The organism is Kordiimonas sp. (assembly GCF_048264555.1).
GTDB lineage: Bacteria > Pseudomonadota > Alphaproteobacteria > Sphingomonadales > Kordiimonadaceae > Kordiimonas.
On sequence record NZ_JBLXCX010000002.1, the window covers coordinates 217,997 to 244,620 of the forward strand.

Below are 26,624 nucleotides of genomic sequence, written 5' to 3' on the forward strand. Positions count from 1 at the left end.
AGCTTGACGATTGGGTCGGAGGCTCGCCCGGTCTGTTTGAAGGAGAAGAGTGATGAGAGCAGTTCGGTGCCATGCGCTAGGCTCACACGAGCAACTTGTTGTTGAAGACATTCCTGTACCAACACCGGGTAAGGGCGAGGTATTAATTGATGTGAAGGCGGGAGGGCTAAACTTTCCAGACATCCTCATGGTCGCTGGCAAGTATCAGTTCCAGCCGGACCTGCCGTTCACACCGGGAGGTGAAGGTGCTGGCATCGTTGAGGCTCTAGGGGAGGGTGTCACCAATGCCAAAGTGGGTGACCGGGTCATTTTCTTCAATCAAACTGGAGCATTTGCCGAGAAGATTGCGGCTCCGGCTCTTACCCTTGTGCCAATGCCCGACAAAATGCCATTTGAAGTGGCTGCTGGTTTTACAATCACATATGCCACCAGCTATCACGCGCTCAAGCAACGTGCAGCCATACAGCCCGGCGAAACTTTGTTGGTATTGGGTGCTGCTGGGGGGGTTGGGCTTGCCACTGTTGAGCTTGGGAAAGCTATGGGGGCGGTTGTAATTGCCGCAGCAAGCAGCGATGAAAAGCTAGAGGTCTGCAAGAAAACCGGCGCTGATCACCTGATCAATTATTCAAGCGAAGACCTGAAAGCGCGTGTGAAAGAAATCACAGGCGGTAAAGGTGTGGACGTTATATATGACCCTGTAGGGGGCGACTATACCGAGACCGCGCTGAGGACTATGGCCGCAGGCGGTCGTCATCTCGTTATTGGGTTTGCGGCAGGCGACATACCGCGCCCGCCTCTCAATCTGTGTCTTCTCAAACAGTGTTCTATTGTTGGTGTGTTCTGGGGAAATTGGGCTCGGGCGAACCCGAAACTTCAAGTGCAGAATACGATGGAAATGTTCAAGATGTTTGATGAGGGCACCATCGACCCGCTGGTGAACGATGTATTTGCGCTTGAGCAGGTGGTGGATGCTTTCGGATGCCTGAGCGAACGACGCGCGAAAGGCAAGGTTATCCTCAAGCCGTAAGGCAATTTGTTGATGAAGAGGCCGCTGGATGCAATAACGCTCCGGTGGCCTTTTTATATGATAGTTATATTTCTGGACTGATTGGTCTTGAAAAAGCTGGGGAGCCACATATTTTCTCTCATCAAAGGAGATTGGGGAGTTATGAAGGCCCTCAGACTGGTCGCCGGGAAAACTGCGCGCAAGAGGATTGAAGAAAATGGCCTGACACCAGAGATGGTGCGCATGGTTGTTGGCGCGTCAGGTGGTCCCAAATGGCTTGTGCTCAGAGGGTTGGATCAATTCGTCTTTGGTAATTGGTTGGCCCAGTCAAACAACCACATTGACATGGTTGGCTCTTCCATCGGTGCATGGCGCATGACGATTGCAAGCCACCCAGACCCAGGCCTGATGTTCAAGCGTTTCGAAGACGCTTATTTTGGATACCAGAAAGAAGACGGTGCAAGCCCCCAAGCGGTAACGCGCGCGTCGTACAAGATATTGAACCAAGTGATGGGGCCAGAGGTTTGTGAGCAGATCATTTCGAACCCTAAGAGGAACCTGAATATTGTAGCAGTTCGCTGCGTCGGCCCAACTGCAAGCGGCTCTAGGATGGTAGAGGGAGCGGGCTTATTGGCTGCCGCATCGCTGAATGCCATCAGTCGCTCAACCCTTGGTGCATTCTTTAAGCGCGCCGTATTTTATAGCGGGAATGAGGTGGCGTGTTCGGGCCTTTGGCAGGATTTTGACCGTATAGATGCTAAACTTTCCCCCAACTCCTTGCATGACGCCTTGATGGCGTCGGGGTCTATTCCTTTTGTAGTTGATCCGGTAATTGATATCGAGGGTGCTCCAAAAGGTGTGTATCGGGACGGGGGAGTGATCGATTACCACTTCGATGTGCCTTGGTCTTATGAAGAGGGTATCGTTCTTTACCCGCATTTTTATGACCATTTGGTGCCGGGCTGGTTCGATAAGATGCACAAAAAACGGAAAGCAGGCGCCAGGGCGCTTGACCAACAGCTTGTGTTAGCGCCGAGCGATGAATTTGTGGCTTCATTGCCGTATGGGCGCATTCCAGACAGGAAGAATTTTTCCGATATGGAAGATACGGAACGTAAACCATATTGGCGCAAAGTGGTGGATGAAAGCTACCGGTTGGCTGATGAGTTTTCATTGTTGCTGGAAAAACCGGATTTACTTCTGGAAAGGCTTGAAGCTGCGCCAGAATAATGGGTTACTATAGAGTAGGGAGTGGGAGATATAATGGAAGGTGCAGTTATGAATGGGGTGTCTTTTACCTCGGAAGATATGCTCGCGGGGCATCTTGGGGAGTTGGTTGATATCTGTGTTGCTGAGCATGGAACCAAACCCTCGGTTAGCTGCATTTTGCCAACGGGCCATTCACATACGCTTACGTTTGCTGATATCGGCCGTGATTCAGACGCTGTGGCTGCCTATTTGCGTGAAGACCTGGGCTTAAAACCAGGGGACGTGGTTGCTATTCAATGCCCGAACACTCTTGCCTACCCTGTGCTTGCGTTTGGCATTCTGAAAGCCGGTCTTATTGTCACCAACGTCAACCCACTTTACACACCAGATGAAACCAATCATCAGCTCAAGGACAGCTGCGCCAAAGTGTGGTTTGTGATTGATGTGTTTGGTGACCGTATTAAGCAATCGGTCGAAGGTACTGAGGTTGAGCGTGTTTATACACTCTCGCTTGTCGATCTTTTTCCTGGCTTACCTCGCGCGCTCTTGGGGTTTGCCCTGAAGTATGTGAAGAAGGCTGTACCCAAACAAAACTCGGAAACTGCAGGCACACTGGCATCTGTTTTGAAAGCAGGCCAGAAGCGTATTGCGCACGGCGCGAATGTTGCGGCTTACCGTGCGGGCGCTGGCGTTGAAACTAACGCGATATATCAATACACCGGCGGCACAACAGGACGCAGCAAGGGGGCCGAGCTTACCCACGGAAATGTGGTGAGCAATATTTCACAGGCCAATAAACGTGATGACGGGCTGGAGCGCGAAGATGGTGATCATCTGATGCTCGTCCTACCACTTTATCATGTGTATGCGCTGGCGGTAGGCATGCTCAACAGCATGTACACTGGCACGCATGTCGTGCTTGTGCCGGTTCCGAGGCCTCTGTCTAATCTCAAACCAGTGTTTGAGAAGTTCAACATTACGATTATGCCTGGGGTCAATACCCTCTATCTTGGCCTTCTGCAGGAAAAATGGTTTGTTGAGAACCCGCCCAAAAACCTGCGGCTGTGTTTCTCCGGCGCCGCCCCTCTGCAGCCGGCAACCGCCCAGAAATGGGAAGAACTGACTGGTGCATATATCTATGAGGGGTATGGGCTAACAGAAGGTACCTGTGTGGTATCCTCAATGCCGTTTGATCGTCCACCCAAACGCGGGACATGTGGTATTCCCATACCAGGTACTGAAATCCGCATTATTGACGAAGATGGCAACGAGATGCCGCAGGGTGAACCCGGTGAACTTCTGGTTCGAGGCCCCCAGATCATGCGCGGTTACCTCAATAACCCTGAGGCCACATCTCTAACGATTACCGAAGACGGCTGGTTGATGACAGGTGATGTTGCCGTGGTTGATAATGAAGGCTATCTTTCGATCGTCGACCGCAAGAAAGACATGGTGATCGTGTCCGGCTTCAATGTGTACCCAACAGATATCGAGGACGTTCTCACCCGTTTTGATCGCGTGGCTGAGGCCGCGGTTGTTGGCGCACCGGACGATGAGAGCGGCGAAAAAGTTGTCGCTTATATCGTTCGGAAGGATCAAAACCTTTCAGAAGCTGATGTAATTTCCCATTGTCGTGAGCATTTGACGGGGTACAAAGTGCCCAAGGTTATTTGTTTTATTGACGAGCTTCCAAAATCGCCAGTTGGTAAGGTGTTGCGGCGCGAACTAAGGGATATGGCCCATGCGGATGCAATTGCGTCCTGACTTAGTTAAAGGACAATAGCTATGGACCTTGGTCTTAAGGGTAAACGTGTACTTGTAACTGGTGGAACCCGAGGCATAGGCGCCGCGATTGTGCGATGCTTTTTGAATGAGGGCGCGGATGTGGCCTTTTGCGCGAGGAATGCGGAGGAGGTTGAAGCCACCAGCAAAGAGTTGCAGAGCAGAGGGCTTAAGGTCCTTGGTTCCTCGTGCGATGTTTCAGATGCTGCGGCGCTAGCTGGATGGATACAGGCGTCGGCGGAGGCTCTCGGTGGCATAGATATTTTTGTCCCGAATGTAAGCGGCGGCGCACAACAAGGCGAAGAAGGCTGGAAATCTGCTTTTGAAGTTGATCTGATGGCGACAGTGCGAGGGTGTGATACCGCTCTGCCATACTTAGCCGCGTCTGATGCCGGAGCAATCGTGGTGATTGCCAGCATTGCGGGGCTTGAAGCCTTCGGCGGGCCTTCCGCTTACAACACGATTAAGGCAGGACTGGTTTCCTATGCCAGCCAGCTTGGCGCTGCTGCGGCACCGCATGGCGTGAGGGTAAATACTGTCTCACCTGGCCCAATACATGTTGATGACGGCTTCTGGGGGGCTGTTCAACGCACCAACAAAGAAGCCTATGATGCTACAGCATCTCGTCACCCGATGGGGCGGCTTGGGTCGGTGGAAGAGGTGGCAAACTGTGTTGCTTTTCTCGCGAGCCCAGCGGCGAACTGGGTGACCAGGGCAAACCTTGTGGTGGATGGTGGGTTCCTGCACCGGGTTCAGTTCTAGCGGGCAGACCATCTGTTGGTTGCGCATCTGCGCACATGCAAGTAATCTTCGATAGAAACTCGGTCTGGCCAACATGTTTACTGAGAGTTTATGTCGAACATCTTAAAAGCATTACCATGGATTATCGGGCTTGTCGCGGCTGGCGGTGCGTGCATCCCGCAGATGCTGCTGCCGGAGATGCCGGTCTCTCTTGTCGCGGTTTTGTCGGCAGGTTTTTTGGGCGGCATAATCGGTGTCGTGCTGCAGATGACGTTCGAGCGCCGCTATGTCCGGCCAGTGGAAGCATTCGTCGGCAACCTGCCTGAGGGCACCAAGCAACTGGATACTTTGAGCGAGGAAGTAGAGGCGACGCTGGAAACACGTGAGGACCTCCTGGAAGCTCTCCTTAAGGTCCGGGCCGACGCAGAGAGTACACGCCAACGTCTGGCAGAATTTTCTGAGGTCGAATATAACCTCCAGCAGGTAGTGCAGGATAAACGTAGAAACGAAGCGGTTCTCAAGGAACAGCGTGAGGCATTTGCCAAACTCGCAAATGAGCTTTCCAAAGCCCGAGATGCAGCCGAGTCCGCTAACGTTGCGAAGTCTGAATTTCTGGCGACAATGAGCCATGAGATACGCACACCGCTAAATGGTGTGATCGGTATGATCGACCTGCTTCTTGATACGGAACTGGACGAAAACCAGCGGCATTTTGCGGTTACTTTGCAGCAGTCCGCTGAGACGCTGCTAACGGTCATCAACGACATTCTGGACATTTCCAAGCTCGAAGCTGGAAAGGTAGAGCTGGACAATCAAGCCACCAAACTTGAGAAGGTCATTTCTGATACGGTGCACTTCCTGGAACCCAAGGCGACCGAAAAGGGGCTAAGCGTTACATGGCAGTGCGATAAGCGCCTGCCAGAGGTTATTTTCTCTGACCCTACACGTCTTCGGCAGATTCTGTTCAACCTCGTTGGCAATGCTCTCAAGTTCACCGAGGATGGTGGGGTCATTATCAAAGCGGAGCAGGAGAGCAAATCCGGCAAGGACATCCGCGTCCGGGTATCCATTATTGATACCGGGATCGGGATCAGTAAAGACGCGCAGCGAAAGCTCTTTCAGAAGTTCACACAGGCTGATGCATCCACGACCCGCCGTTTTGGCGGCACGGGGCTGGGGCTTGCTATCTGTAAACAGCTTTGCACGCTATTGGGGGGCGATATTGGCGTTGACAGTGACGAGGGGGAAGGAGCGACCTTCTGGTTTACCTTCGTATGCGAGGAGGGCAACGCCGACGATGTATCGGATAATCCCGCTTTCGATCCTAGGGCCGCTGTGCTTGACGCTCAGGCGAACCGCAAACTTAAAATTTTGGTGGCCGACGATAATCTGATCAATCAGCGTATTCTTGCCAATATGCTTGGCAAGCTGGGGCATGATCTTACCGCTGTTGAAAATGGTGCCCAGGCGTGTGGCCTTGTTGAGGAAACGGACTTTGACTTGATCTTGATGGACATTCAGATGCCCGTTCTTGGTGGTATTGATGCCACAAAATGGATCAGGGCAATGGACGGGGAGAAAGCCAATGTACCGATCGTGGGATGTACGGCAGATGCCTTCCCGGAACAGCTTGAGCGCTTTAAGCAGGCTGGCATGGAAGACGTTGTCACCAAGCCAATCAATCGTCGACATCTATTGTTGGTTATAAACCAAGTGCTTGGCGAAGAAATTCACGGAACAGCGACAGAGGCGCCGGCAAAACCCAGCAGGAAGAGCAGACCGGTCAAGGAAATGCGCGAAGAAACGCCAAAAGCAGAAAAGGTCGAGCAGAAGACACAGGAAAGACCGGCTGTTAAGGAGGCTGACACCGTCCCCGCTCCTCAGGAGGGAAGCGATCCGCTAGACGCTCTCCTTGATGAGCTAGGCTAGCTCGAACCTACCCAATTTCTCTTTGGCTTGAAACACGCAATATTATAGCGTAAGTTCCTCGCTGGTATTTAGGTTCGTACTTTGGGTTTGTTGCTGACGATGAAGTCACCTCGCATCATTGAGAACAGTATTGCTCGCCTGGGCCTTGCAAGAGTTGCTCCCTGGCTGGCGGTTCTTTTTGTTGCCGCTCAATTGATCGCTACGGCACACGCGGCTGCGTTTGGTGATAACGAGCATACGCACGATGGTCACCCATGTATTATAGCGACCGCCTGCAAGCACACACCCGATGTAGATACAGCCAAACCGGTTGTCGAGATCGCTATACCTGTTTGGCATATCGCTTATATTGCAGAGGTTGCGGCTCCCGTATATTCGCCGATAGCGACGAAGCGGAGCGCGAGAGCTCCTCCTCCTTATATCTGATCTATCACTCCTTGAGTGATTAACGCAGTCAATCTGCGTCCGAACTCCTGTAGGCCTAGAGCGCCTATCTGGTATTCTTCTCAGGTATAAGAGACGGGCATTGAGACAAGCCTCATTCTTCCATCGTTGTATTCGGGTGTTTGCGGTTATTGCGTATCTGGCAATATCTGCCGCGAGCAGCGTGCATGCCGCAAAACATGAAGCGGATGCGCCATACGATAGCGTGTGTGCGTTATGCAAATTTGCCGATCAAACTCCAACACTTAAGGCTCATGCCGCGCATTTGGCGTTGCCTGAGAATACCCCAGCTTCTTGGTGCCCGATCGCCAAGGATGCAATTCGTACTTTCATTGATGGGATTGGCGCAATTCGAGCGCCGCCACGTTCTGTAACCCCTTTCTAGATTCTAAAAATTCAACGCCGTCAGACCGTGACTGATTTCATGACCTGCGGTGTAAAATCAGGGTTACAGGAAACAACCATGTATAATGAACGCGTTAAATCAGTATTTCGTATAAATAGAAGAACACTGCTTACCACCACGGCTATTGCCCTCGCTGGCGTATGCTCAAATGCAACACTTGCTGCCGCGCCACCACTTGATGAACAGCTTGAAGAGATTGTGGTTTCTGGCGCTTTTGAAGGACGAAAACTCGGGGAAACGATCCTGGGCGCCACAGTGATGCGTAAGGAAGAAATCCTGCGACAACTTGATGGCTCGATCGGGGAGACGCTGCGGCGTCAGCCCGGCATGTCGTCCACCTTCTTTGGACCAGGCGCAAGCCGACCGATCATTAGGGGTCTAGGTGGCGACCGTATCCGCGTGCTTGACGCTGGAATTGGCTCCATCGATGCATCGTCTACAAGTCCTGACCACGCGGTTGCTGTTGAACCAGCGCTGGCGGAGCGTATTGAGATCCTCCGGGGTACCGCCATGTTGATGTATGGCAGCTCTGCGGCTGGTGGTGTCGTCAATGTGTTTGATGGCAGAATACCAAGCACCCTGCCAGAAGGCGATGTGGATGGCGGTATACGTTATGGGCACAGCACCGTTGATGACGGGGATGAGATGACGGGTGCGATAACGGCAAATGTAGGCACTATTGGCGGCGCAAGCGTAGTGCTTCATGGTGATGCCATGTACCGCAAAACGGATGATTACAAGATCCCCGGTTTCGCAGAATCTGAAACTCTCCGCGCTATGGAGGAGGCCGAAGACGACCACGACGATCATGAGGAAGAGGATCACGATCATGAAGAACACGAGGAGGTTTTTGGCGTAGCGGAGAATTCAGCGACCAAGAGCACGGGGGGCTCTGCTGGTCTGAGCTTCGTGTTCGACAACGGCTTTTTCGGTTTTAACGTGCGCAAGTCCGATAGCCAGTATGGTGTGCCAGGTGGGCATGAGCACCACCACGATGAGGAAGAAGGAGAGGGTGAGGACGACCATGACGAGCACGAAGAAGAAACGGTAACGATCGACCTCGATCAAATTCGCTATGACCTGCACGGCGAGGTTAGTGGCGATTTCGGTTGGTTCAAGAAGGCAAAGATCCGGTTTGGCTATGCTGACTATGAACACACGGAGCTGGAAGGTGACGAGATTGGAACGGTCTTCTCGAACGAAGGATGGGAAGGCCGCCTCGATATGATCGAGAAGGGCGGGGAAAGCTGGAACGGCGCATCCGGTATCCAAATCAAGCACCGTGACTTTTCAGCTGTTGGTGATGAAGCCTTTGTGCCGGGCACGGTTAGTACGCAATATGGTCTTTATAGCGTGAAAGATTTCTCCTCCGGTGCGTGGCAGTTTGAGGCTGGGGCACGCTATGAATATACGAAATATGCTGTTGATCCTGCTGCGGCTGGACCATCTGGCAGGTCGTTCAATGGTGTCAGCCTTTCTGCTGGTGCAGGGTACGATATTTCCGACGCTGCGTTCATAGGCATTTCTGTCTTCCGCACAGAACGGGCTCCGTCGACCGAGGAACTATTCTCGAATGGCCCCCACCTGGCAACGGGCGCTTATGAGCTCGGTGATGCTAACCTTGGTTTGGAAACAGCTCTGGGGTTGGAGGCAACATATAGCTATGCAACTGGGCCGCTGAGCTTTGTACTCAACGGTTTCTATACCTCATATGATGACTTCATTTATGAGTTGGCCACGGGTGATGAGCTCGATGAGCTACCTGTATTTGCTTTCACCGCGAATGATGTGGCGCTCTATGGTTTTGAGGCCAAGGCGGAACTGCATGCGGGTACATACTCAACCAAAACATTTGGTGACATTGACCTTCATTTTGATGCTCAGGCCGACCTTGTGCGGGCGGAACTTAAGGATGTCGCGGGTAACGATAATCTGCCCCGTATTCCGCCCATGTCGGCTTTGGTTGGTATCGAGGCACGCGCAGAGCTGTTTGACCTTCGGACAGAGCTTGAATATGCAGCCAAACAGACCCGTGTAACGGCGAATGAGTTGCCGACGGATAGCTACATGTTGTGGAACGCTTATCTGACCGTGCGCCCGTTTGATAACAAAGACCTGTCTTTTGAAGTCAGGGGTAGCAACTTGGGTAATGTGGACGCGCGGCAACACACGAGTTTCCTGAAAGACCTGGTCCCGCTTCCGGGGCGGAATGTGAAGGTATCCTTCCGCGCGGCTTTCTAGTCGGCGATATAAGCAGAAAGAGCGGGCAAATGCCCGCTCTTCAGTCTCTCTTTTATCTGGATACTTTTAGTCTTTATAGATCGAAACGTCGGCTTCAATGTTGCTGCTGACCTTGCCGCGGAACATGCCGGCCGTGTTGAAAGGCATGACCATGTTGCCGTCTTTATCGACCGCAATAATGCCACCATCACCTCCCATTTCGACAAGCTGCTCCATAACAATGCGGTTGGACGCCTCCTCAAGGCTAAGGCCGCCATATTCCATCAACGCACAAATGCTGTGCGCCACTGTCGCGCGAATGAAAAACTCACCATGTCCGGTAGCGGAAACGGCGCAGCTCTTGTTATTCGCGTATGTTCCCGCCCCAATGATCGGGCTATCACCAACTCTGCCGTGTGACTTGTTCGTCATACCACCTGTTGAGGTGCCAGCTGCAAGGTTGCCATGTTTGTCCAACGCGACAGCGCCAACAGTCCCGAACTTATAGTCACCCCCGGTTTTGTCCTGAACACTTGAATGCTCTTTGCCGTCGTGGTCCAGAAGCGGGCCCTGTTGTTTCGCTTTTGCGTCCTGCAGTTGGCCCCAGCGGTATTCTGTATAAAAATAGGCATCCTCGGCGCGCTCTATGCCTTGTTCATCCGCGAACTGCTCAGCCCCATTCCCTTGCAGCATTACATGCACAGACTTCTCCATAACTGCGCGCGCAAGTGTAATGGGGTTTTTGACGTTACTAACGCCAGAAACCGCACCTGCATTGAGGGTGGCACCGTCCATAATCGAGCTGTCGAGCTCGTTTTTGCCCTCGGCGGTGAAAACCGCGCCTTTACCTGCGTTGAAGTGCGGCGAATTTTCCATCACCTGAATAGTTGCCGTTATGGCGTCAAGCGAGGTGCCACCAGCCGCGAGGATATCCTGCCCGGTGCTTAGCGCCTTGAGCAATGTTCCGCGGATTTCCTTGTCTAACTCGGGCGTTAACTTGTCTGGTGTTATGGTGCCTGCACCGCCATGGATTACGAGCGCATACTCTGGTTTTTCATCTGCGAAGGCCATGTTGGCGCTCCCCGTGATTGCGAACGCTGCGAGCGCAGCAGCTTTTGTGATCGTTTTGAGCCACATATATCCCTCCCTTTTGACTTGCGCGCGATTGTTTCGCATGGAAGAAATAGTTTCAAGGCCGGAAACACCATCGGCGTATAATAATTCAGGACTTACGGGGAGGGACGATCGTGGGATCAAAGTTCATTAAGCATATTATTGCAAGTTTTTGCCTAGCAGCTATTGCCGCTGCAGGGGCGTTTGCGGCGCCAAGCAAATCTGAGACAGATGCCCTATATCGGCTATTTCAAAAAGAGCGCGATAATCATTACGCCGAAAGCCCTGGCACGGGGCCACGCGGAAAGCCTCGCCCCATAGCTGACAGGATGCCCGGTGTTTCACCGGAAGATCAGGCGCGTCGTCAAGCGGCGAGTGAAGCGTTTCTCAAGGAGCTTAATAAGATCAAGAGGGATAAGCTCTCGGAAGAAGACCAACTGAATTACGATATGTTCCGCTTCATGGTTGAAAGCGACTTGACAGAGGCCAAGTTCCGTACGTGGCGCATGCCGCTTTATTCAGATAGTGGCTTTCACACTTGGCCCGTCCGTATGGGGCAGTCGGTAAACTTCCGGAAAACGGAAGACTATGAAGCTCATATCCGGCGACTTGCTGATCTGCCGCGTTATCTGGAAGAGAATATTGCCAACCTCCGTACTGGCATGGCGGAAGGGTTCACCATGCCGAAGGTGGTGTTGGACGGCCTGCTGCCTAGCTTCGATGCCATTGTTGAAGACAATGCAGAAGACAGCCCATTCTTTCAGCCATTTGTATCAATGAACCAGATGGTTTCTGGGGAGGTGCAGGAAGCACTGCGAGCGAAGGCGAAGGCTGTCATCATGGAAGATGTTATGCCTGCTTATGCCGCGCTTCGCGATTTTATGCGGAACGAATATTACCCAGCTGCGCGGGAAAGTCTCGGTGCCTCTGAAATGCCAGGCGGGGCTGAATATTATGAAGCGATGGTACAATACTACACCACGATTTCTGGGCTGACAGCTAATGAGGTGCACGAGATTGGCCTGTCGGAAGTAGCGCGTATCCGCGCGGAAATGGAAGAGATCATCAAGGACGTCGAGTTTGAGGGAGATTTTGCTGCATTCTTGAACTTCCTGCGCACGGACGAGCAGTTTTACGCCAAAACTGAAAAAGAGCTGCTTATGCACGCGAGCTATATTGCCAAGAAGATTGACGGCCGTTTGCCTTCGCTTTTTGGAAAGTTGCCGCGTCAGCCCTATGGTGTTGAAGCTGTGCCTGCTGTTTTGGCACCCAACTATACGACGGGGCGATACTCCGGCGCGCCACTGGATGCGCCGCGCGGCGGATACTACTGGGTGAATACCTACGCATTGGATAAACGCCCGCTTTATACGCTTCCGGCGCTCACGCTCCATGAAGCCATGCCTGGCCACCATCTGCAAATCGCGCTATCGAAAGAACTTGAGGGTGTGCCTGAGTTTCGTTTGGGTATCTATCCTCATGCCTTTGGTGAAGGATGGGGGCTCTATAGTGAACGGCTCGGTCTTGAGATGGATATCTATGAGACCCCCTACGAGCAGTTTGGCCGCCTCACGTACGAGATGTGGCGCGCTTGCCGTTTGGTGATTGATACCGGAATTCATTCCAAAGGCTGGACAAGGGAACAGGCGATCAAGCTGTTGGAAGAGAACTCAGCCCTTTCCACGCATAATATTCGTACTGAGGTGGATCGCTATATCTCGTGGCCGGGTCAGGCGCTTGCCTATAAAATGGGGGAACTCAAGCTCGTGGAGTTGCGGAAACGCGCAAGTGATGAGTTGGGTGATGCCTTTGATGTGAAGGCCTTTCATGATGCTGTCATGGAGAATGGCGGCCTACCACTCTTTATTCTCGAAGCTCACATCAACACCTTGATCGAGGAAGGGAAAGCCGAGCTTCAAGGGAACTAGGAGTAGGGAGCGGTCTCAGACTTGAAGAGAAACTGGATCGACCAGAGCATACAAAAGCGGCGTCCAACCTTGGGCGCCGCTTTTTAAGTTGCTGGTGTTGTGGTTTGAAAAAATATTCCACTCCGCAGGCAATAATGTCTTGAATGTGGTCTTGAAATATTGCATCGCCTCTCCAGTTAAGAACATAATTCTTTTTTGTGGCTGAGTGCCTTGGAGTGAGCGGAGATTTGTATGGTTGAACGAGTAGGGGCTTTGGCGGGCATCGGAAACACGCCGCTGATAAAACTGAAGTATGCGTCAGAGCTCACCGGCTGCACCATTCTTGGGAAGGCGGAATATGCCAACCCAGGCGGGTCTCTCAAAGACCGCCCAGCGCTTAACATCGTTGAAGATGCGGAAAAAAAAGGGCTGCTGGAACCGGGTGGCCTGATTGTTGAGGGTACTGCAGGAAATACCGGTATCGGGCTGACGGTCGTCGCGAACGCGAAGGGGTACCGCACCTTGATCGTCATGCCGGAAACTCAGTCACAGGAAAAAATTGATACACTTCGCATTATGGGTGCGGGTCTTAAACTTGTGCCCGCTGCACCATATTCAAACCCAGGCAACTTTAACCATGTGGCGAAGCGATTGGCGGAAGAGCTTTCAAGTAGTGAACAGCATGGGGTTATTTGGGCAAACCAGTTTGACAATGTTGCGAACCGTGAGGCGCATATAAAGACAACGGCGCAAGAGATCTGGTCACAAACCGGAGGAAAGGTGGATGCCTTCATTACGGCCGTTGGCTCAGGCGGCTCGTTGGTCGGGACAGGCATGGGATTGAAAGAACATAATAAAGATGTCGTCGTTGCACTTGCCGACCCGATGGGGGCCGCAATCTACAACTATGTAAAGCACGGTGAGTTAAGGGCTGAGGGTAGCTCAATCACTGAAGGAATTGGGCAGGGCAGGGTTACAGCCAACCTCGAGGACGCGCCCATTGATGAAGCTTTCCAGGTACCAGATGAAGAGGCTCTTCCTGTCGCCTTCGACCTGTTGCGCAAAGAGGGGCTGTGTGTTGGGTCATCCACAGGTATCAACGTTGCGGGCGCTATTCGCTTGGCGAAACAGATGGGGCCAGGGCATACGATCGTGACACTCTTGTGTGATAGTGGGCTGCGTTACCAATCGAAGCTCTTTAATCCTGAATTTTTGAGAGGCAAGGGGCTGCCAGTGCCAGATTGGCTCTAAACGTCCTGACGGTTGATAAGGTTGTTTGATTGTTCCGCGTGCTAACGACGGACTTGCTTTCTTTGGTTATTTTATTATTCTCCAGTCTCTGAATTTATTGGGTGGAGGATATCGGTGAAGATTTTAGATCTAGGATTTTATGCTAACAATATCAAATATATTGGTTTATTATCCCTTCTTATTAGTGTGGTTGCCTGGGCGGTAGACCTCACAGGGGTGGTATATGAGTGCCCCTATTGTCGTACTCAACGCACGGTCATTGGTTTGCTTGGGATCATCATGTTGATACCCAATCCAACGCATTGGATACTCAAGTATTTAACTAGTGTTTTAGCGTTCTTCGGTGCCTTTGTGGCAGCCTCGCAGAACTTCATGGGCTGGAAAAAGATCTCAGGCGGGACCTTCACCTTTAATGAACAGATCTACATAGATCCGTTCATTCTCTCTGGGTGCGCACTGTTTTTCATTATAGGGCAGGCATGGCTCCTGCTCCTCGCGCGGGAGCCCAAGAGTGAGGCGGAGCACGATTAGCCTTGCGCGCGTAGCGGCAGGCGGGTGCGTTTCAGTACCGTCCTTAACGCGAAACTTGAATGGATACGCGCAACGCCGGGGAGGCGGGTGAGGGTGTTGTGGATGCGCTCATAGTCGGGCGCACCCTTCACCACGACCCGGATCATATAGTCCACATCGCCGCTCATGAGGTAACACTCCATCACCTCCGGTACAGAACGCACGGATTCTTCGAACTTCCGCAGCTTCTCTTCCTGTTGGTCGACAAGGGAGACGCGCACAAAAACCGAACCTGGCAACCCAACAGAGGCGGCGTTCAGGTGGGCGGCATAATGGGTAATGACGCCTTTTTCATCGAGATTTTTGACGCGACGTAAGCAAGCGCTTTCGGATAAACCGACGTGCTTTGCCAGTTCAACATTGGATAACCGGCCATCTTTTTGTAGTGCGTCCAGGATCGCACGATCAATCTTATCAATTTCAATCATTCGCAGAATCTTGCGTCTGTACTAATAATATTCATGTTTTCTTGCAAAAGTGTGCGACGGAATGCCTCTCTTTGCAAGGACATTCTGTATTGATTCCAGTAAATTCTCCAGCAAGCAGGGAGGGCTGGGCAATGCCTTCCATCCATGCAGGCAATCAGTATTATTTTGAGGAGGGCAGTATGCTTGTAGGTGTTCCTAAGGAAATCAAAAATCGTGAATATCGGGTGGGGCTGACGCCCGCTTCGGCTCGTGAGCTTATTGAAAATGGCCATGAGGTCATTGTTCAGCATAACGCAGGTTTCGAGATTGGCTTCACCAACGACATGTATGAAGCCGTTGGCGCAAAAATCATCGACACAGCAGCGGAGATTTTTGCCAAAGCAGATATGATCGTGAAGGTTAAAGAGCCTCAGGCGGTTGAATGTGAGATGCTGCGCGAAGGCCAAATTCTTTATACCTACCTGCATCTCGCGCCCGATCCCGCTCAAACTCAGGGTCTTATCAAATCTGGCGCAATTGCAATTGCGTATGAAACTGTCACGGATCAGTTCGGTGGTCTGCCGCTTCTTGCGCCAATGTCTGAGGTTGCTGGCCGCATGTCCATTCAGGCTGGTGCTCATGCGCTTGAGATGAGCCAAGGCGGCCGTGGCATGTTGCTTGGTGGTGTGCCTGGTGTGGCGCCGGCAAAGGTAACCGTAATTGGTGGCGGTGTTGTTGGCACCAACGCAGCGCGTATGGCTGTGGGCATGGGCGCTGACGTTACTATTCTCGACCGTTCCATTCGCCGTATGCAGCAACTGGACGATATCTTCAAAGGCCAGGTGAAGACTGTGTTCTCGACCAACGATGCGGTTGAAGAAAACGTTTTGGCGTCTGATCTCGTTGTGGGCGCGGTGCTTATTCCGGGCGCTGCGGCCCCTAAACTGGTTTCCCGCGAGCAGATTGGCAAGATGATGCGTGGTTCCGTGCTTGTTGATGTTGCGATTGACCAAGGTGGCTGTTTCGCGACCTCAAAAGCAACGACTCACGAGAATCCGACATATATCGTTGATGAAGTTGTTCATTACTGCGTGGCGAACATGCCGGGTGGCGTTGCGCGTACCTCAACACTTGCGCTCAATAATGCGACACTTCGTCACGCCGTGGCAATTGCCAACAAAGGCTGGAAGCAGGCGTTGGCTGATGACAAGCACCTTCTGGAAGGGCTGAACGTGTGTGAAGGCAAAATCACATATGAAGCTGTGGCTCGTGACCAGAACCTTGACTATGTTCCTGCACTGGAAGCTATTGGCGCATAAGCGCAATTAGTATAAAAGGCGGGCATGACTAAAGCGCCCGTAATTCAGGTTTTTGCCCTAGGCGGAACCATAGCGATGACCCCCGGTGATCAATCGGGGGTCACGCCTACTTTATCAGCCACAGACCTGATCAGGGCTGTGCCTTCCCTTCAAAACCTGGCTGATTTTAAGGCAGACACTATTGCCCAGCGAGGCAGTGCCAATCTGGCTTTCCCCTTGATCGAGAAGCTGTGCCGTATGGCGGAAGAGGTAACGGCAGACGCTGTTATCGTCACGCAGGGTACAGACTCGATGGAAGAAACATCGTTTCTGGCAAGTCTCCTCTATAAGGGCGATAAACCGCTTGTGTTTACAGGCGCAATGCGAACCCCGGATCAACCTGGCGCAGATGGGCCCGCGAACCTGCATGCTGCGGCGCTTGTTGCTCTTGATGCTCAGGAAGGTAGTGTATCCCTCGTAGTGAATGGCGAGGTGCACGATCCGTGGTTGGTTGCCAAAGAACATACCTCAACTCTTCAGGCGTTTTCCTCTGAACATGGGCCCATTGCTACCATTGTTGAGGACAAGATCTGGTGGCTGCGTGGTGCGCGTATGGGAATGGGGCTGCAAACGAAGAAGTTTGCGCCTGTTGCGTTGTTGTCTGCCGTTTTGGATGATGATGGGCGCCTGATCGATAACCTAGCAAGTCTGGGGTATGAGGGCGTTGTATTTGAGGCCTACGGCGCAGGGCATTTATCGGAAATGTGGGCTGACAAGGCGGAAGCCCTGTGTGCCCATATGCCGGTGATCTTAGCCTCCCGCGCACGTGAGGGTCGTGTGTTTGAAAAAACTTACGGCTATGTGGGGGCGGAGATTGATTTGATTGGAAGAGGGCTCATCCCATCTGGTGGCCTTCGGGGCCGCAAAGCCCGTATATTGTTGTCCCTCCTCCTTGGGCAAGATGACAAGAATTGGAAAGAGACCTTTACGGCTGCTGCTAAAAGTGTTTGAGTTGCCTCAATGACACATAATAATTGCAGACAGCTTGAGGGGTCGAGTGTTGCCTGACGATTCGCTTTATCCGCATGTGGCTGGTCTTGGTCATGCGTTTTTCTGGTGCCCGGACGACATATTGCGCGACCGTGTTCGTGCCGCTTTGTCCATGGCAGACATCATTGAAGTGCCACTAGGGGAGCCGGGTGTTGTTTGTTTTTTGGCAGACGATATGGAGAGCCTATTGCCGGTGCTTGAGAGCAAATTTTCGGTAGCCGAGCGACGCAGCGTTCGGGCATTGCTTTCAGCCAGTATGCGTCCTGCGCTGGGTGAGTATGGCTCCATGCAATCGCTCGAGGAACTGAGCTTGCGGCTTTCCGCTCGGTGGTTAGGAGAGATGCTGGCGGATCGGCGCTATAAATCTCTGATGCAGCCGATCGTGCATGCTGACAATCATGCCCGAGTTTTGGGGTACGAGTTCCTTGTCCGGGGCCTGCACACCGATGGTACTGAAATTTCAGCGCCAGCCCTTTTTGATACTGCTGAAGCGGCGGGCATGCTCTACGCGCTTGATATGGCGGCGGGTGAAAACGCGGTCCGCACAGCTCGGAGTTTTAATATATCCGAGAATGTGTTTGTGAATGTTCTGCCCTACAGCATCGATTGCGAAGCAGGGCTTAATGCCTGGTTCGAAAGTGTTTTGGGGGGTCATGGTTTCGAGCCGGAGCAACTGGTGATCGAAATCGTGGAAAGCCAGCAATTTCCTGATTTCGAAACTCTGCAGGCGCTTGTACGGCGGCTAAAAGAGCGCGGTATTCGTATTGCTTTGGATGATTTTGGTACTGGGTTCAATAATTTAGCGACCATCACCCAAATCCAGCCCGACTTTATCAAGTTGGATAAGTCTCTTACCAAAGACCTGATAGCGGATGGTCGGAAGTGGACTCTGGTGGCCAATATTGTCGATTCTGCCAAACAGTCTGACATCAAAGTAATAGCAGAGGGTGTTGAAGATAAAAAAACCGCCCGCATGCTTGAGAGTGCCGGGGTTGATTATCTTCAGGGTTATTTCTTCGGTCGTCCAGCCGATAAGCCTCTCTGAAGCCTGCCCATTGTTACCTAGGTATGGAGCTGGATGTCTTCAAGCTTGTCGAGCAGGCTTGTAAGCGCCTGACGTTCCACTGGTGTGAGCTTCTCCATGATGCGGCTCTCGTATCCGAGTGCTATGGGAATAATCTCTCTATAGATTTTTAGGCCGTCCTCAGACAGGGCGAGCACGGAGCGGCGCTTGTCTTCAGGGGAGAAGTGACGTTCCAGTCGGCCATTTTCCAGCAACTTGTTTACCGCCCGCGACACTGCAACCTTATCCATCGCTGTGCGTTCAGCAACCTGAGCTGCGGACAAGTCTGGTTCACCACCCAAGACGGCCATCACCCGCCATTCTGGTAAGCCAAGCTGGAAACGCTCCTCATAGCCGTCGGCAATTGCACGGCTGATACGGTTTGATAGTACCGAAAGGCGGTAGGGTAGAAAATCTCCCAAGTGCAGCGTGTCTTCGTTTTTTTTCATCAGTCCCTCGTTCACGCCTTGCAATTAGTTTCCAATGTAACTAATATGGCATCAAATAATTTGCGTCAGCCTATAATCGCGAAAAAGCGATCCGCTGCAAACAGCAATTGGCCTGACCTCACACTGTATATAGAGAATGATGGAGTGAATGAACATGGGTGATCTCTTTGAGAATCCGATGGGTCTTTGTGGTTTTGAGTTTGTAGAATTCACGGCACCTGAAAAAGGCCTGCTTGAAAACGTATTTGAAACGCTTGGCTTTACGAAAGTGGCTCGTCACCGTTCAAAGGATGTGGAACTCTGGCGTCAGGGCGACATCAACTTCATCGCCAACTATGAGAAGAACTGCCCAGCCGGATATTATGGCGAGGAGCATGGTCCGTCTGCATGTGGCATGGCGTTTCGCGTAAAAGATAGCCACGTAGCCTACAAGCGCGCGCTTGAGCTTGGTGCGCAGCCTATTGATGTTAAGACCGGCCCGATGGAGCTCAATCTTCCTGCAATCAAGGGAATTGGCGGTGCTGCACTCTATCTGATTGACCGTTTCAAGGATGGCGAGAGCATCTATGACATCGACTTTGAGTGGATCGAAGGTGTTGACCGTCACCCTAAAGGGTGTGGTTTTAACGTAATCGATCACCTGACACACAATGTGTATCGTGGCCGGATGGATTATTGGGCGAAATTCTACGAAACCTACTTTAATTTCCGTGAAATTCGCTATTTCGATATCAAGGGTGAATATACCGGTTTGACCTCACGGGCGATGACAGCGCCGGATGGCTTGATCCGTATTCCTCTTAACGAAGAAGCAGCGGGCGGAAACGGTCAGATCGAAGAATATCTGATGGCATATAATGGCGAAGGTATTCAGCACATCGCCTTCTCTTGCGACAATCTTCTCGAATGTTGGGACCGCCTGAAAGCCAAGGGTGTGCCGTTCATGACTGCACCGCCTGAAACATATTATGAGATGCTGGAAGAGCGTCTGCCAGGCCATGGCGAACCTGTTGATGAGTTGAAGAAGCGCGGTATTCTCCTTGATGGTTCAACAGAAGAGGGCGACAATCGACTGCTTCTCCAGATTTTCTCGGAGACACAGGTGGGTCCGATCTTCTTTGAATTTATCCAACGGAAGAAAGACGAAGGCTTTGGCGAGGGTAACTTCAAGGCTCTCTTTGAGTCGATGGAACGCGATCAAATTCGCCGTGGTGCACTGAAAGTGGACGATACAGCTGCCTAGCGGGTGAGGGGCCGCACCGCGGCTCCACTCCCAGATGGATTGAGTTGAAAGGTAGGAAGCGATGTTAAAACGCATTCATCATGTTGCATATCGGTGCAAGGATGCCAAAGAAACTGTTGAGTTTTACCAGAAGCATCTGAAAATGGACTTCCAGCTGGCAATTGCGGAAGACCATGTGCCGTCAACCGGTGCCTATGACCCTTATATGCATTTGTTCCTGGATGCGGGGAACGGCAACGTCCTCGCGTTTTTTGAGTTGCCTGAACAACCCGAAATGGGCCGGGACGGGAACACGCCTGAATGGGTACAGCATATCGCTTTTGAGGTCGAAAGCATGGACCTGCTACTTGAGGCAAAAGCTAGTCTTGAGGCTGCGGGATTAGATGTGCTTGGCCCAACCGACCACACGATATTTAAATCCATATACTTTTTTGACCCGAACGGGCATCGGCTTGAGCTTGCCGCCAATACGGCAAAACCTGGTATGCTTGAAGAGTTGAAGCGTGTCGCACCAGCGATGCTCGACGAATGGTCAAAAACGAAAAAAGCGCCTCAGCACGCAGCCTGGATTCACGGGAAAGGTGAATTCAAGGGTGTCGGTGCTGAGTGATCAGTGAAATAAGATAAATCAAAGCTTTAAGGACAGATTACTATGAAACTTGCCTCCCTTAAGCATGGCCGCGATGGCAAGCTGGTTGTTGTTTCAAAAGATTTGAGTCGCTGCGTATCAGCTCAGGAAATTTCTCCAACACTGCAGGCAGCCCTTGATGACTGGGCGGATGCATCACCAAAATTGAAGGCGCTGTATGATGCGCTGAACACTGGCGAAGTGAGCGGCGAGGCCTTCGATGAAGCCGCTTGTGCATCGCCGCTTCCTCGCGCCTATCAGTGGGCTGACGGCTCCGCCTACGTGAACCATGTGGAGCTTGTGCGGAAAGCGCGCAATGCGGAGATGCCAGCCACATTTTGGACAGACCCGCTGATGTATCAGGGTGGTTCTGATACCTTCCTTGGCCCGCGTGACGCTATCGTGATGCCGCAGGACGAGGGCTGGGGCATCGACTTTGAGGCTGAAATCGCGGTGATTACGGACGATGTGCCGATGGGTGTGTCCGAAGGTGATGTCGAGGGTCACATCAAACTTCTCATGCTCGTAAACGACGTATCCCTGAGAGGTTTGATCCCGGGTGAGCTTGCAAAGGGTTTCGGCTTCTTCCAATCCAAACCGTCAAGCGCTTTTAGCCCGGTTTGTGTGACCCCTGATGAACTTGAGGGTGTGTGGGCTGATACCAAGCTTAGTCTGCCGCTGGTTTCGCACTATAACGGCGCCATGTTCGGCAAGCCCGAAGCTGGCGTGGACATGACCTTCAATTTTGCGAAGCTGGTTTCTCATGCTGCGAAAACCCGCCCGCTTGGGGCAGGGGCGGTTATAGGCTCGGGTACGGTCTCGAACAAGCTTGATGGTGGGCCGGGTAAGCCCGTTTCTGAAGGTGGTGTCGGTTATAGCTGTATTGCGGAAATCCGCATGATTGAGACCATCGAGACCGGTAAACCGTCCACCAGCTTTATGAAGTTTGGCGATACGATCCGCATTGAAATGTTTGGTAAAGATGGCCAATCCATCTTTGGTGCGATTGATCAGGTCGTAGAAAAAGGTTGATGGCAACGATGCGCACGCTTTTTGGCTATTTTCGGTCGTCTGCGGCATATCGGGTGCGCATAGCGCTTGCGCTTAAGGGTCTCGACTATGCCTATGAGGCCATAAACCTGAAGCCAGGTGTAACCGAGCAGCGTTCGGAGGCTTATCTCAAGCTGAACCCACAGGGGCGCGTGCCTTACTTTGTTGACGGGGATGTGCGGATATCGCAATCCCCGGCAATCATAGAGTATCTGGAAGAAGCGTATCCTGATGTTGCCCTGTTACCGAAAAATGTAGGCGACAGAGCTTACGTGCGCCAACTCGCGAATATTGTCGCGTGCGATATTCATCCGCTTAATAACCTGTCTGTCCTTATGTGGTTGAAGGCTGACCTTGGGGCGGATGAAAATTCAGTTCAGAAATGGTATGCTCATTGGGTGCGTGAAGGGTTTGGTGCGCTTGAGAAAATGCTCAAAAATGACCGCCGGACGGGCACTTTTTGTGTGGGCGAAACACCCGGGCTCGCGGATTTATATCTGGTGCCACAGATATGGAACGCCCGGCGGTTCAATGTGCCGCTGGATGAGTTCCCCACGCTTCTGCGCATAGACGCTGCTTGTAACGATCTTGAGGCCTTCAAGGCTGCTGCACCGGAAAATCAGCCGGATACGCCTGCCAGCTAGGCCTTTTGGGAGAGTAATGATGAAAATTAAGACACGATTGGGCCGCGAGGTTGAGGTCAACGACGATTACACCGTTGACCAGAACTGGGATCACTTCACTGCGGAAGAACATGATCGTTGGGACAGGTTATACGCCCGTCAGTCCGAAATGCTTGAGGGTAGGGCGTGTGACGAATTTATGCATGGCCTGAAACTGTTGAAGCTGTCAGATGGTGGCATCCCGAAGTTTGAAGACCTATCTGCAAAGCTGCAGGAAAGAACGGGGTGGACTGTCGTTGCGGTACCGGATCTTGTGCCGGATGAAGTGTTTTTTGATCATCTTGCCAACAGGCGCTTCCCGGCAGGCAACTTTATCCGCAGCGAAGCTCAGCTGGATTATTTGCAGGAGCCTGATGTATTCCATGATGTGTTTGGGCACGTACCTCTGCTCGCCAACCCCGTGTTCGCCGATTATATGGAGGCTTACGGCAAAGGTGGGCAGCGTGCGATGGGGCGTGGGGTGCTTAAAAACCTCGCGCGACTTTATTGGTATACCGTTGAGTTTGGGCTGATCAACACCCCCAAAGGCATGCGCATATACGGCGCGGGCATCGTTAGCTCAAAGTCGGAAAGTATCTTCTGCCTTGAGGATAAAAGCCCCAACAGGATCCATTTTGATCTCACCCGTTTGATGCGCACAGACTATAGGATCGATGATTTTCAGCAAACATATTGGGTGATCGATAGCTTCGAGGAACTTCTTGAAGCAACCTATCAGGATTTCGGGCCACTCTATGATGGTTTGGAGGCCGATAAAACAGTTTACCCGGTGGACGCGGTTCTTGAGGGAGACCGTGTTCACAACAACGGCACGCAGGCCTATGCAAGAGCGGGCGGCCGCCTGGCTAAAGCCGCGAGCTAATAACGATAAAATGGGCTGGACTTGGGGCTGTCATGTTTGGCAGCCCCTTTTTATTATAGGCTAGTAAGGGGCTCAGTTGCCATCCCACGCGCTTGGGCTCGCATTGCCGCCATCCAGCACAGCTTTCCATTCGCCCGCTCGTTTCTCCCAAACGGTGATATATTTGCCAAAAGCTTCTTTGCGCTCGCCATCGCTCATGAAGGTCAGCACATATGTGCCCCACGTATAAGCCATGTCGCCTGATGCTGCGATCTTGCCTGCCGCAGGTTTCCAGTCAAGCGTGGCATCTGCCGGGATTTGGCGCATGCCCGTAATGATGGTGGTATGGCCAATCTGTGGATGGGCACCGCCGTCCAGCTTAACAGCGTCTTCGGACAGAAAGTGATCGAACGCGTTTGCGATGCCTCTTTCCATCGACATCCGCGCGAACGCACGGTCGACATCCATGATTTCTTCATCACCCGCGAATGCCTGAGGCGCGACAGTTAATAATATTGCAAATGCACAAAAAAGTATTCTCATTGGACCTCTCCTTTTCGTCTTATTTTATAGAGAATAGTTCGGGGAGGAAGTTATACCTAAAGTATATATCTTAAGGTCTAGTTCGTCGTTGTTGCTCCGCTAACGAACGCGGTCTGTGGCGCCCGGTTTGGGCAACACGGCAACACCATAAGCATCTATAAACTTTAGGTTTTGAATAGTTGGTGGCCATTTTCGTGGCCTAAAAGACACAACTTTTAGAAGAAGTAAATCCAAGCCCATTCTGAAGTGATATGTCCTCTGGAATTTATTCTCGTTCCGTAGGTTAATGTTACGAAAAATAATTACATATGAAACTTAAAACAAGAAACTAAGACCAAGAGAAGGGTTCTACATGCGACACAAAAACATGATTAAATATTCAGGTGTCTCACTGTTGGCGCTGTCGCTTGCGTGCGGTGTAACCGCAGCTGCGTCAGCTCAACAAGACACGGCAGTCGAGTTTGAGGAAATTGTTGTTACGGCAACCAAACGGGCATCTTCCATTCAGGATGTACCGTTTTCGATCAACGCCCAAACACAGGATGATATTCGCCGCTCAGGTGCAAAAAGCCTTGAAGACCTCTCCGGTAACGTTGCGGGCCTGATGATCCAGAACTTGGGGCCAGGCCAGAGCCAGGTCGCGATTCGCGGTGTTTCCGCAGGTCAGATCGTTCGTGACCAGCCGGGCGTGAAAGAGCAGGTTGGTGTCTATCTCGACGAATCTGTGATCTCACTTTCCCTGTTTACACCCGATCTCGACCTCTATGACCTCAACCGTGTTGAAACACTTCGCGGCCCACAAGGTACGCTTTTTGGTTCAGGTTCTGTTGGTGGTACCATTCGTTACATCACCAACCAGCCTAATCTCGAAGAGTTTGAAGGCAACGTAGAAGCCGATCTCAATACTGTGAGTGGCGGTAGCAACGGTGGCCATGTGAAAGCAATGGCGAACGTACCACTGTCAGAAGGCAGCTCTGCCCTGCGCGTAGTGGCCTACCACACCGAATATGCGGGTTATATTGATGCTCACCGTCCAAACGGTGGATACAACAAAAACGTGAATGATGGCAGCCGCACCGGTGGCCGGGTTGCGCTCACTGTTAAGCCAACCGAGAACATCACACTCACACCACGGGTGATCTATCAGGAAATCGACATGAACGGTTTCAATAGGCAGGAGGTTTACAACCTCTATGCTAACCCGTTCATGACCGAGGCGACCGTGTTTAAGGAGCGTGAACAGTTCCTGAAACTGCGTGAAGGTTTTAAAGACGAGACGTTGATCCTCGATCTCACTGCTGAGGTGAACTTCGAGAGCATCGACCTGACCTCGGTTACAAGCTACACAGACCGCGATATCCTCGTGAGCCGTGATGCAAGTGCGCTGACCGGTAGTGTGTCGGTTGACCTCGGTTTCCCAACCGCTGCAGTGAACTTCCCGTCCAACCTGCGTGACACCACGAAGGTTGAACAGTTCACACAAGAACTGCGCTTGAGCTCAAACAATGACAGTGCTCTTCAGTGGATTGTGGGCGGCTTCTACTCCAAAACTGACCGCTACTACGAGCAGTTCCTGCCAACACCTGGTTATGATGCCGTTACAGATGCGGTACTTGGTGCTGGTACAGCTGCAGCTGTAGGGATGGGTGTTGCACCAACAGATTCGCCGTTCTACTCCGTGCTGCCGTACACACTGGAGCAGGTTGCGATCTTTGGTGAAGCAACATATGATATCTCTGACCGTATGCACCTGACAGCGGGCGGTCGCTACTACGACTATAAAGAAGAGCGTAGCGTAACCCAGGTTGGCCTGTTCGGTAACGGTGTGGTTGACCAGATCGATACAACGTCATCAAACGGCTTCACGCCACGTTTGCTTGCAAGCTATGAAGCAAGCGATACCGTGACCATCAACGCCCAGGTATCTAAGGGCTTCCGTCTTGGCGGCGTGAACGACCCGCTCAACACCGCGCTTTGTAACGCTGATGACCTTAAGGTGTTTGGTGGCTTCCAAAGCTATGATGACGAGTCTCTGTGGAACTATGAAGCTGGTGTTAAAGTAAGCGGCCGTAAGTTCAGCCTGAACGCAGCAGCTTTCTATACTGACATCAAAAACCTTCAGGTAACACTTGATGCTGGGTCATGTTCGTCCCGTATCTCGTTCAACGTACCTAAGGCACACACCCAAGGTATCGAGCTTGAGTTTAAAGCACGTCCTGTTGAAGGTCTGGATTTCTCCTTCGCGGGTAGCTTGCTTGAAGCGAAGTTCGATTCAACTGTAATTGACAGCAACGGTGCTGTTCTTGGTGGTGTTCGTGAGGACAACCGGTTGGCTTCTGTGCCTAAGTTCAATTTTGGTACAACCGCAACATACAGTTTCCCGTTTGAGGTAGCTGGTGACGGTGCTGAAGCTTACTTCTCTGCAACCTTCCAGCACCGTGGCAGCCTGTTCACACAGCCATCTGACCAAGAGCCAGGTGCGGGTGTGTTTGTTTCAGGTCTCGCTTTTGGCGGCGCACCGGGTACGGATGCAACCACACTTGATCTTGAGCTCGACCCATACCAAACGCTGAACCTCAGCTTCGGTATCAACTGGGAAGACCTTGAGTTTATGGCTTATGTGACCAACGTGACCGATGAGAACGCAAACCTCTCATTCGACCGCGAGCGTGGTGGTCGGGCTCGTCTTGGCTTCCGGACCAACCAGCCACGTACGTTTGGCATGTTGATCCGTAAACACTTCTAGGTTTCCGGAAAAATAAATGAAGAAGGCGGTGCGGTTGCGCCGCCT

Annotated in this window: 24 protein-coding genes; 18 read left to right on the plus strand and 6 right to left on the minus strand. The window is 52.1% G+C overall.

Annotated features, from left to right (window positions below; translation table 11 throughout):
• The first annotated feature begins 52 nt into the window (after nt 1–52).
• The 5 genes from ACN0XZ_RS06135 to ACN0XZ_RS06155 all read left to right on the plus strand — a co-directional run bounded on the left by ACN0XZ_RS06135 (nt 53) and on the right by ACN0XZ_RS06155 (nt 6,667).
• Complete coding sequence (locus ACN0XZ_RS06135; RefSeq protein ID WP_417456851.1) at nt 53–1,027, plus strand: NADPH:quinone oxidoreductase family protein; 975 nt, start codon at nt 53–55, stop codon at nt 1,025–1,027.
• 141 nt (nt 1,028–1,168) lie between these two features.
• Nucleotides 1,169–2,236: a patatin-like phospholipase family protein gene (locus tag ACN0XZ_RS06140; RefSeq protein ID WP_417456852.1), complete on the plus strand. Its 1,068-nt coding sequence runs from the start codon at nt 1,169–1,171 to the stop codon at nt 2,234–2,236.
• 33 nt (nt 2,237–2,269) lie between these two features.
• Nucleotides 2,270–3,979 (plus strand): long-chain-fatty-acid--CoA ligase, encoded by a 1,710-nt coding sequence (locus ACN0XZ_RS06145; RefSeq protein ID WP_417456853.1) that lies wholly within the window; start codon nt 2,270–2,272, stop codon nt 3,977–3,979.
• A gap of 21 nt (nt 3,980–4,000) precedes the next feature.
• Nucleotides 4,001–4,759 carry an SDR family NAD(P)-dependent oxidoreductase gene (locus ACN0XZ_RS06150; protein WP_417456854.1) on the plus strand — a complete coding sequence of 253 codons (759 nt, stop codon included), beginning with the start codon at nt 4,001–4,003 and terminating at the stop codon, nt 4,757–4,759.
• A gap of 90 nt (nt 4,760–4,849) precedes the next feature.
• Nucleotides 4,850–6,667 (plus strand): ATP-binding protein, encoded by a 1,818-nt coding sequence (locus ACN0XZ_RS06155; protein ID WP_417456855.1) that lies wholly within the window; start codon nt 4,850–4,852, stop codon nt 6,665–6,667.
• Between the two features lie 105 nt (nt 6,668–6,772).
• Here ACN0XZ_RS06155 and ACN0XZ_RS06160 read toward each other — a convergent pair whose 3' ends face one another.
• Nucleotides 6,773–7,006, minus strand: a complete 234-nt coding sequence (locus tag ACN0XZ_RS06160) for a hypothetical protein (protein ID WP_417456856.1) — start codon at nt 7,004–7,006, stop codon at nt 6,773–6,775.
• Nucleotides 7,007–7,574: 568 nt separating this feature from the next.
• On the opposite strand from ACN0XZ_RS06160, the gene ACN0XZ_RS06165 reads away from it, so the two are divergent.
• Entirely contained in the window at nt 7,575–9,758 is a 2,184-nt protein-coding gene (locus tag ACN0XZ_RS06165) for a TonB-dependent receptor (RefSeq protein ID WP_417456857.1), read from the plus strand.
• Nucleotides 9,759–9,824: 66 nt separating this feature from the next.
• Here the strand turns inward: ACN0XZ_RS06165 and ACN0XZ_RS06170 are convergent, their stop codons facing one another.
• Entirely contained in the window at nt 9,825–10,874 is a 1,050-nt protein-coding gene (locus ACN0XZ_RS06170; RefSeq protein ID WP_417456858.1) for an isoaspartyl peptidase/L-asparaginase family protein, read from the minus strand.
• 305 nt (nt 10,875–11,179) lie between these two features.
• Here ACN0XZ_RS06170 and ACN0XZ_RS06175 point away from each other — a divergent pair, with 305 nt between their 5' ends.
• Nucleotides 11,180–12,778, plus strand: coding sequence for a DUF885 domain-containing protein (locus ACN0XZ_RS06175; protein WP_417456859.1), 1,599 nt, complete (start codon nt 11,180–11,182; stop codon nt 12,776–12,778).
• A gap of 15 nt (nt 12,779–12,793) precedes the next feature.
• Here the strand turns inward: ACN0XZ_RS06175 and ACN0XZ_RS06180 are convergent, their stop codons facing one another.
• Nucleotides 12,794–12,943 carry a hypothetical protein gene (locus ACN0XZ_RS06180; RefSeq protein ID WP_417456860.1) on the minus strand — a complete coding sequence of 50 codons (150 nt, stop codon included), beginning with the start codon at nt 12,941–12,943 and terminating at the stop codon, nt 12,794–12,796.
• Nucleotides 12,944–13,009: 66 nt separating this feature from the next.
• On the opposite strand from ACN0XZ_RS06180, the gene ACN0XZ_RS06185 reads away from it, so the two are divergent.
• On the plus strand, nt 13,010–14,008 hold the full coding sequence (locus tag ACN0XZ_RS06185; RefSeq protein ID WP_417456861.1) for a cysteine synthase A: 999 nt from the start codon (nt 13,010–13,012) through the stop codon (nt 14,006–14,008).
• A 114-nt stretch (nt 14,009–14,122) separates the two neighbouring features.
• Complete coding sequence (locus ACN0XZ_RS06190; protein ID WP_417456862.1) at nt 14,123–14,539, plus strand: disulfide bond formation protein B; 417 nt, start codon at nt 14,123–14,125, stop codon at nt 14,537–14,539.
• Here the strand turns inward: ACN0XZ_RS06190 and ACN0XZ_RS06195 are convergent.
• Nucleotides 14,536–15,006: an Lrp/AsnC family transcriptional regulator gene (locus ACN0XZ_RS06195; RefSeq protein WP_417456863.1), complete on the minus strand. Its 471-nt coding sequence runs from the start codon at nt 15,004–15,006 to the stop codon at nt 14,536–14,538. The two genes, ACN0XZ_RS06190 and ACN0XZ_RS06195, sit on opposite strands and share 4 nt — an antisense overlap.
• Before the next feature lie 179 nt (nt 15,007–15,185).
• Between ACN0XZ_RS06195 and ald the strand changes: the two genes are divergently transcribed.
• From ald to ACN0XZ_RS06210, 3 genes are read left to right on the plus strand one after another with little or no spacing between them, the layout of a single operon-like run.
• A complete protein-coding gene (ald, locus tag ACN0XZ_RS06200) occupies nt 15,186–16,304 on the plus strand; it encodes an alanine dehydrogenase (protein WP_417457569.1) in 1,119 nt (372 codons plus the stop codon).
• 24 nt (nt 16,305–16,328) lie between these two features.
• Nucleotides 16,329–17,294, plus strand: coding sequence for an asparaginase (locus ACN0XZ_RS06205; RefSeq protein WP_417456864.1), 966 nt, complete (start codon nt 16,329–16,331; stop codon nt 17,292–17,294).
• 49 nt (nt 17,295–17,343) lie between these two features.
• Nucleotides 17,344–18,378: an EAL domain-containing protein gene (locus ACN0XZ_RS06210; protein ID WP_417456865.1), complete on the plus strand. Its 1,035-nt coding sequence runs from the start codon at nt 17,344–17,346 to the stop codon at nt 18,376–18,378.
• A 17-nt stretch (nt 18,379–18,395) separates the two neighbouring features.
• Here ACN0XZ_RS06210 and ACN0XZ_RS06215 read toward each other — a convergent pair whose 3' ends face one another.
• The gene (locus tag ACN0XZ_RS06215; protein ID WP_417456866.1) at nt 18,396–18,845 is read right to left on the minus strand and encodes a MarR family winged helix-turn-helix transcriptional regulator; all 450 of its coding nucleotides are present in this window, start codon (nt 18,843–18,845) and stop codon (nt 18,396–18,398) included.
• A gap of 154 nt (nt 18,846–18,999) precedes the next feature.
• On the opposite strand from ACN0XZ_RS06215, the gene hppD reads away from it, so the two are divergent.
• The 5 genes from hppD (at nt 19,000) to phhA (ending at nt 23,311) form a co-directional block, all read left to right on the plus strand.
• Nucleotides 19,000–20,088, plus strand: a complete 1,089-nt coding sequence (gene hppD / locus ACN0XZ_RS06220; RefSeq protein ID WP_417456867.1) for a 4-hydroxyphenylpyruvate dioxygenase — start codon at nt 19,000–19,002, stop codon at nt 20,086–20,088.
• Nucleotides 20,089–20,149: 61 nt separating this feature from the next.
• Entirely contained in the window at nt 20,150–20,698 is a 549-nt protein-coding gene (locus ACN0XZ_RS06225) for a VOC family protein (protein WP_417456868.1), read from the plus strand.
• A gap of 42 nt (nt 20,699–20,740) precedes the next feature.
• On the plus strand, nt 20,741–21,748 hold the full coding sequence (locus tag ACN0XZ_RS06230; protein ID WP_417456869.1) for a fumarylacetoacetate hydrolase family protein: 1,008 nt from the start codon (nt 20,741–20,743) through the stop codon (nt 21,746–21,748).
• On the plus strand, nt 21,748–22,410 hold the full coding sequence (maiA, locus tag ACN0XZ_RS06235) for a maleylacetoacetate isomerase (protein ID WP_417456870.1): 663 nt from the start codon (nt 21,748–21,750) through the stop codon (nt 22,408–22,410). Before ACN0XZ_RS06230 ends, maiA begins: the two co-directional genes overlap by 1 nt.
• Nucleotides 22,411–22,429: 19 nt before the next feature.
• The gene (phhA, locus tag ACN0XZ_RS06240; protein WP_417456871.1) at nt 22,430–23,311 is read left to right on the plus strand and encodes a phenylalanine 4-monooxygenase; all 882 of its coding nucleotides are present in this window, start codon (nt 22,430–22,432) and stop codon (nt 23,309–23,311) included.
• Between the two features lie 72 nt (nt 23,312–23,383).
• Here phhA and ACN0XZ_RS06245 read toward each other — a convergent pair whose 3' ends face one another.
• Nucleotides 23,384–23,833 (minus strand): YybH family protein, encoded by a 450-nt coding sequence (locus ACN0XZ_RS06245; RefSeq protein WP_417456872.1) that lies wholly within the window; start codon nt 23,831–23,833, stop codon nt 23,384–23,386.
• A gap of 352 nt (nt 23,834–24,185) precedes the next feature.
• Here ACN0XZ_RS06245 and ACN0XZ_RS06250 point away from each other — a divergent pair, with 352 nt between their 5' ends.
• A complete protein-coding gene (locus ACN0XZ_RS06250) occupies nt 24,186–26,579 on the plus strand; it encodes a TonB-dependent receptor (protein ID WP_417456873.1) in 2,394 nt (797 codons plus the stop codon).
• The last annotated feature ends 45 nt before the right edge of the window (nt 26,580–26,624 follow it).

Coding starts and splice junctions, on each gene's coding strand:
- ACN0XZ_RS06135 (WP_417456851.1), top strand. CDS start 53: ATGAGAGCAGTTCGGTGCCATGCGCTAGGCTCACACGAGCAACTTGTT.
- ACN0XZ_RS06140 (WP_417456852.1), top strand. CDS start 1,169: ATGAAGGCCCTCAGACTGGTCGCCGGGAAAACTGCGCGCAAGAGGATT.
- ACN0XZ_RS06145 (WP_417456853.1), top strand. CDS start 2,270: ATGGAAGGTGCAGTTATGAATGGGGTGTCTTTTACCTCGGAAGATATG.
- ACN0XZ_RS06150 (WP_417456854.1), top strand. CDS start 4,001: ATGGACCTTGGTCTTAAGGGTAAACGTGTACTTGTAACTGGTGGAACC.
- ACN0XZ_RS06155 (WP_417456855.1), top strand. CDS start 4,850: ATGTCGAACATCTTAAAAGCATTACCATGGATTATCGGGCTTGTCGCG.
- ACN0XZ_RS06160 (WP_417456856.1), bottom strand. CDS start 7,006: ATGCCAAACAGGTATAGCGATCTCGACAACCGGTTTGGCTGTATCTAC.
- ACN0XZ_RS06165 (WP_417456857.1), top strand. CDS start 7,575: ATGTATAATGAACGCGTTAAATCAGTATTTCGTATAAATAGAAGAACA.
- ACN0XZ_RS06170 (WP_417456858.1), bottom strand. CDS start 10,874: ATGTGGCTCAAAACGATCACAAAAGCTGCTGCGCTCGCAGCGTTCGCA.
- ACN0XZ_RS06175 (WP_417456859.1), top strand. CDS start 11,180: ATGCCCGGTGTTTCACCGGAAGATCAGGCGCGTCGTCAAGCGGCGAGT.
- ACN0XZ_RS06180 (WP_417456860.1), bottom strand. CDS start 12,943: ATGCAATATTTCAAGACCACATTCAAGACATTATTGCCTGCGGAGTGG.
- ACN0XZ_RS06185 (WP_417456861.1), top strand. CDS start 13,010: ATGGTTGAACGAGTAGGGGCTTTGGCGGGCATCGGAAACACGCCGCTG.
- ACN0XZ_RS06195 (WP_417456863.1), bottom strand. CDS start 15,006: ATGATTGAAATTGATAAGATTGATCGTGCGATCCTGGACGCACTACAA.
- ald (WP_417457569.1), top strand. CDS start 15,186: ATGCTTGTAGGTGTTCCTAAGGAAATCAAAAATCGTGAATATCGGGTG.
- ACN0XZ_RS06205 (WP_417456864.1), top strand. CDS start 16,329: ATGACTAAAGCGCCCGTAATTCAGGTTTTTGCCCTAGGCGGAACCATA.
- ACN0XZ_RS06215 (WP_417456866.1), bottom strand. CDS start 18,845: ATGAAAAAAAACGAAGACACGCTGCACTTGGGAGATTTTCTACCCTAC.
- hppD (WP_417456867.1), top strand. CDS start 19,000: ATGGGTGATCTCTTTGAGAATCCGATGGGTCTTTGTGGTTTTGAGTTT.
- ACN0XZ_RS06225 (WP_417456868.1), top strand. CDS start 20,150: ATGTTAAAACGCATTCATCATGTTGCATATCGGTGCAAGGATGCCAAA.
- ACN0XZ_RS06230 (WP_417456869.1), top strand. CDS start 20,741: ATGAAACTTGCCTCCCTTAAGCATGGCCGCGATGGCAAGCTGGTTGTT.
- maiA (WP_417456870.1), top strand. CDS start 21,748: ATGGCAACGATGCGCACGCTTTTTGGCTATTTTCGGTCGTCTGCGGCA.
- phhA (WP_417456871.1), top strand. CDS start 22,430: ATGAAAATTAAGACACGATTGGGCCGCGAGGTTGAGGTCAACGACGAT.
- ACN0XZ_RS06245 (WP_417456872.1), bottom strand. CDS start 23,833: ATGAGAATACTTTTTTGTGCATTTGCAATATTATTAACTGTCGCGCCT.
- ACN0XZ_RS06250 (WP_417456873.1), top strand. CDS start 24,186: ATGCGACACAAAAACATGATTAAATATTCAGGTGTCTCACTGTTGGCG.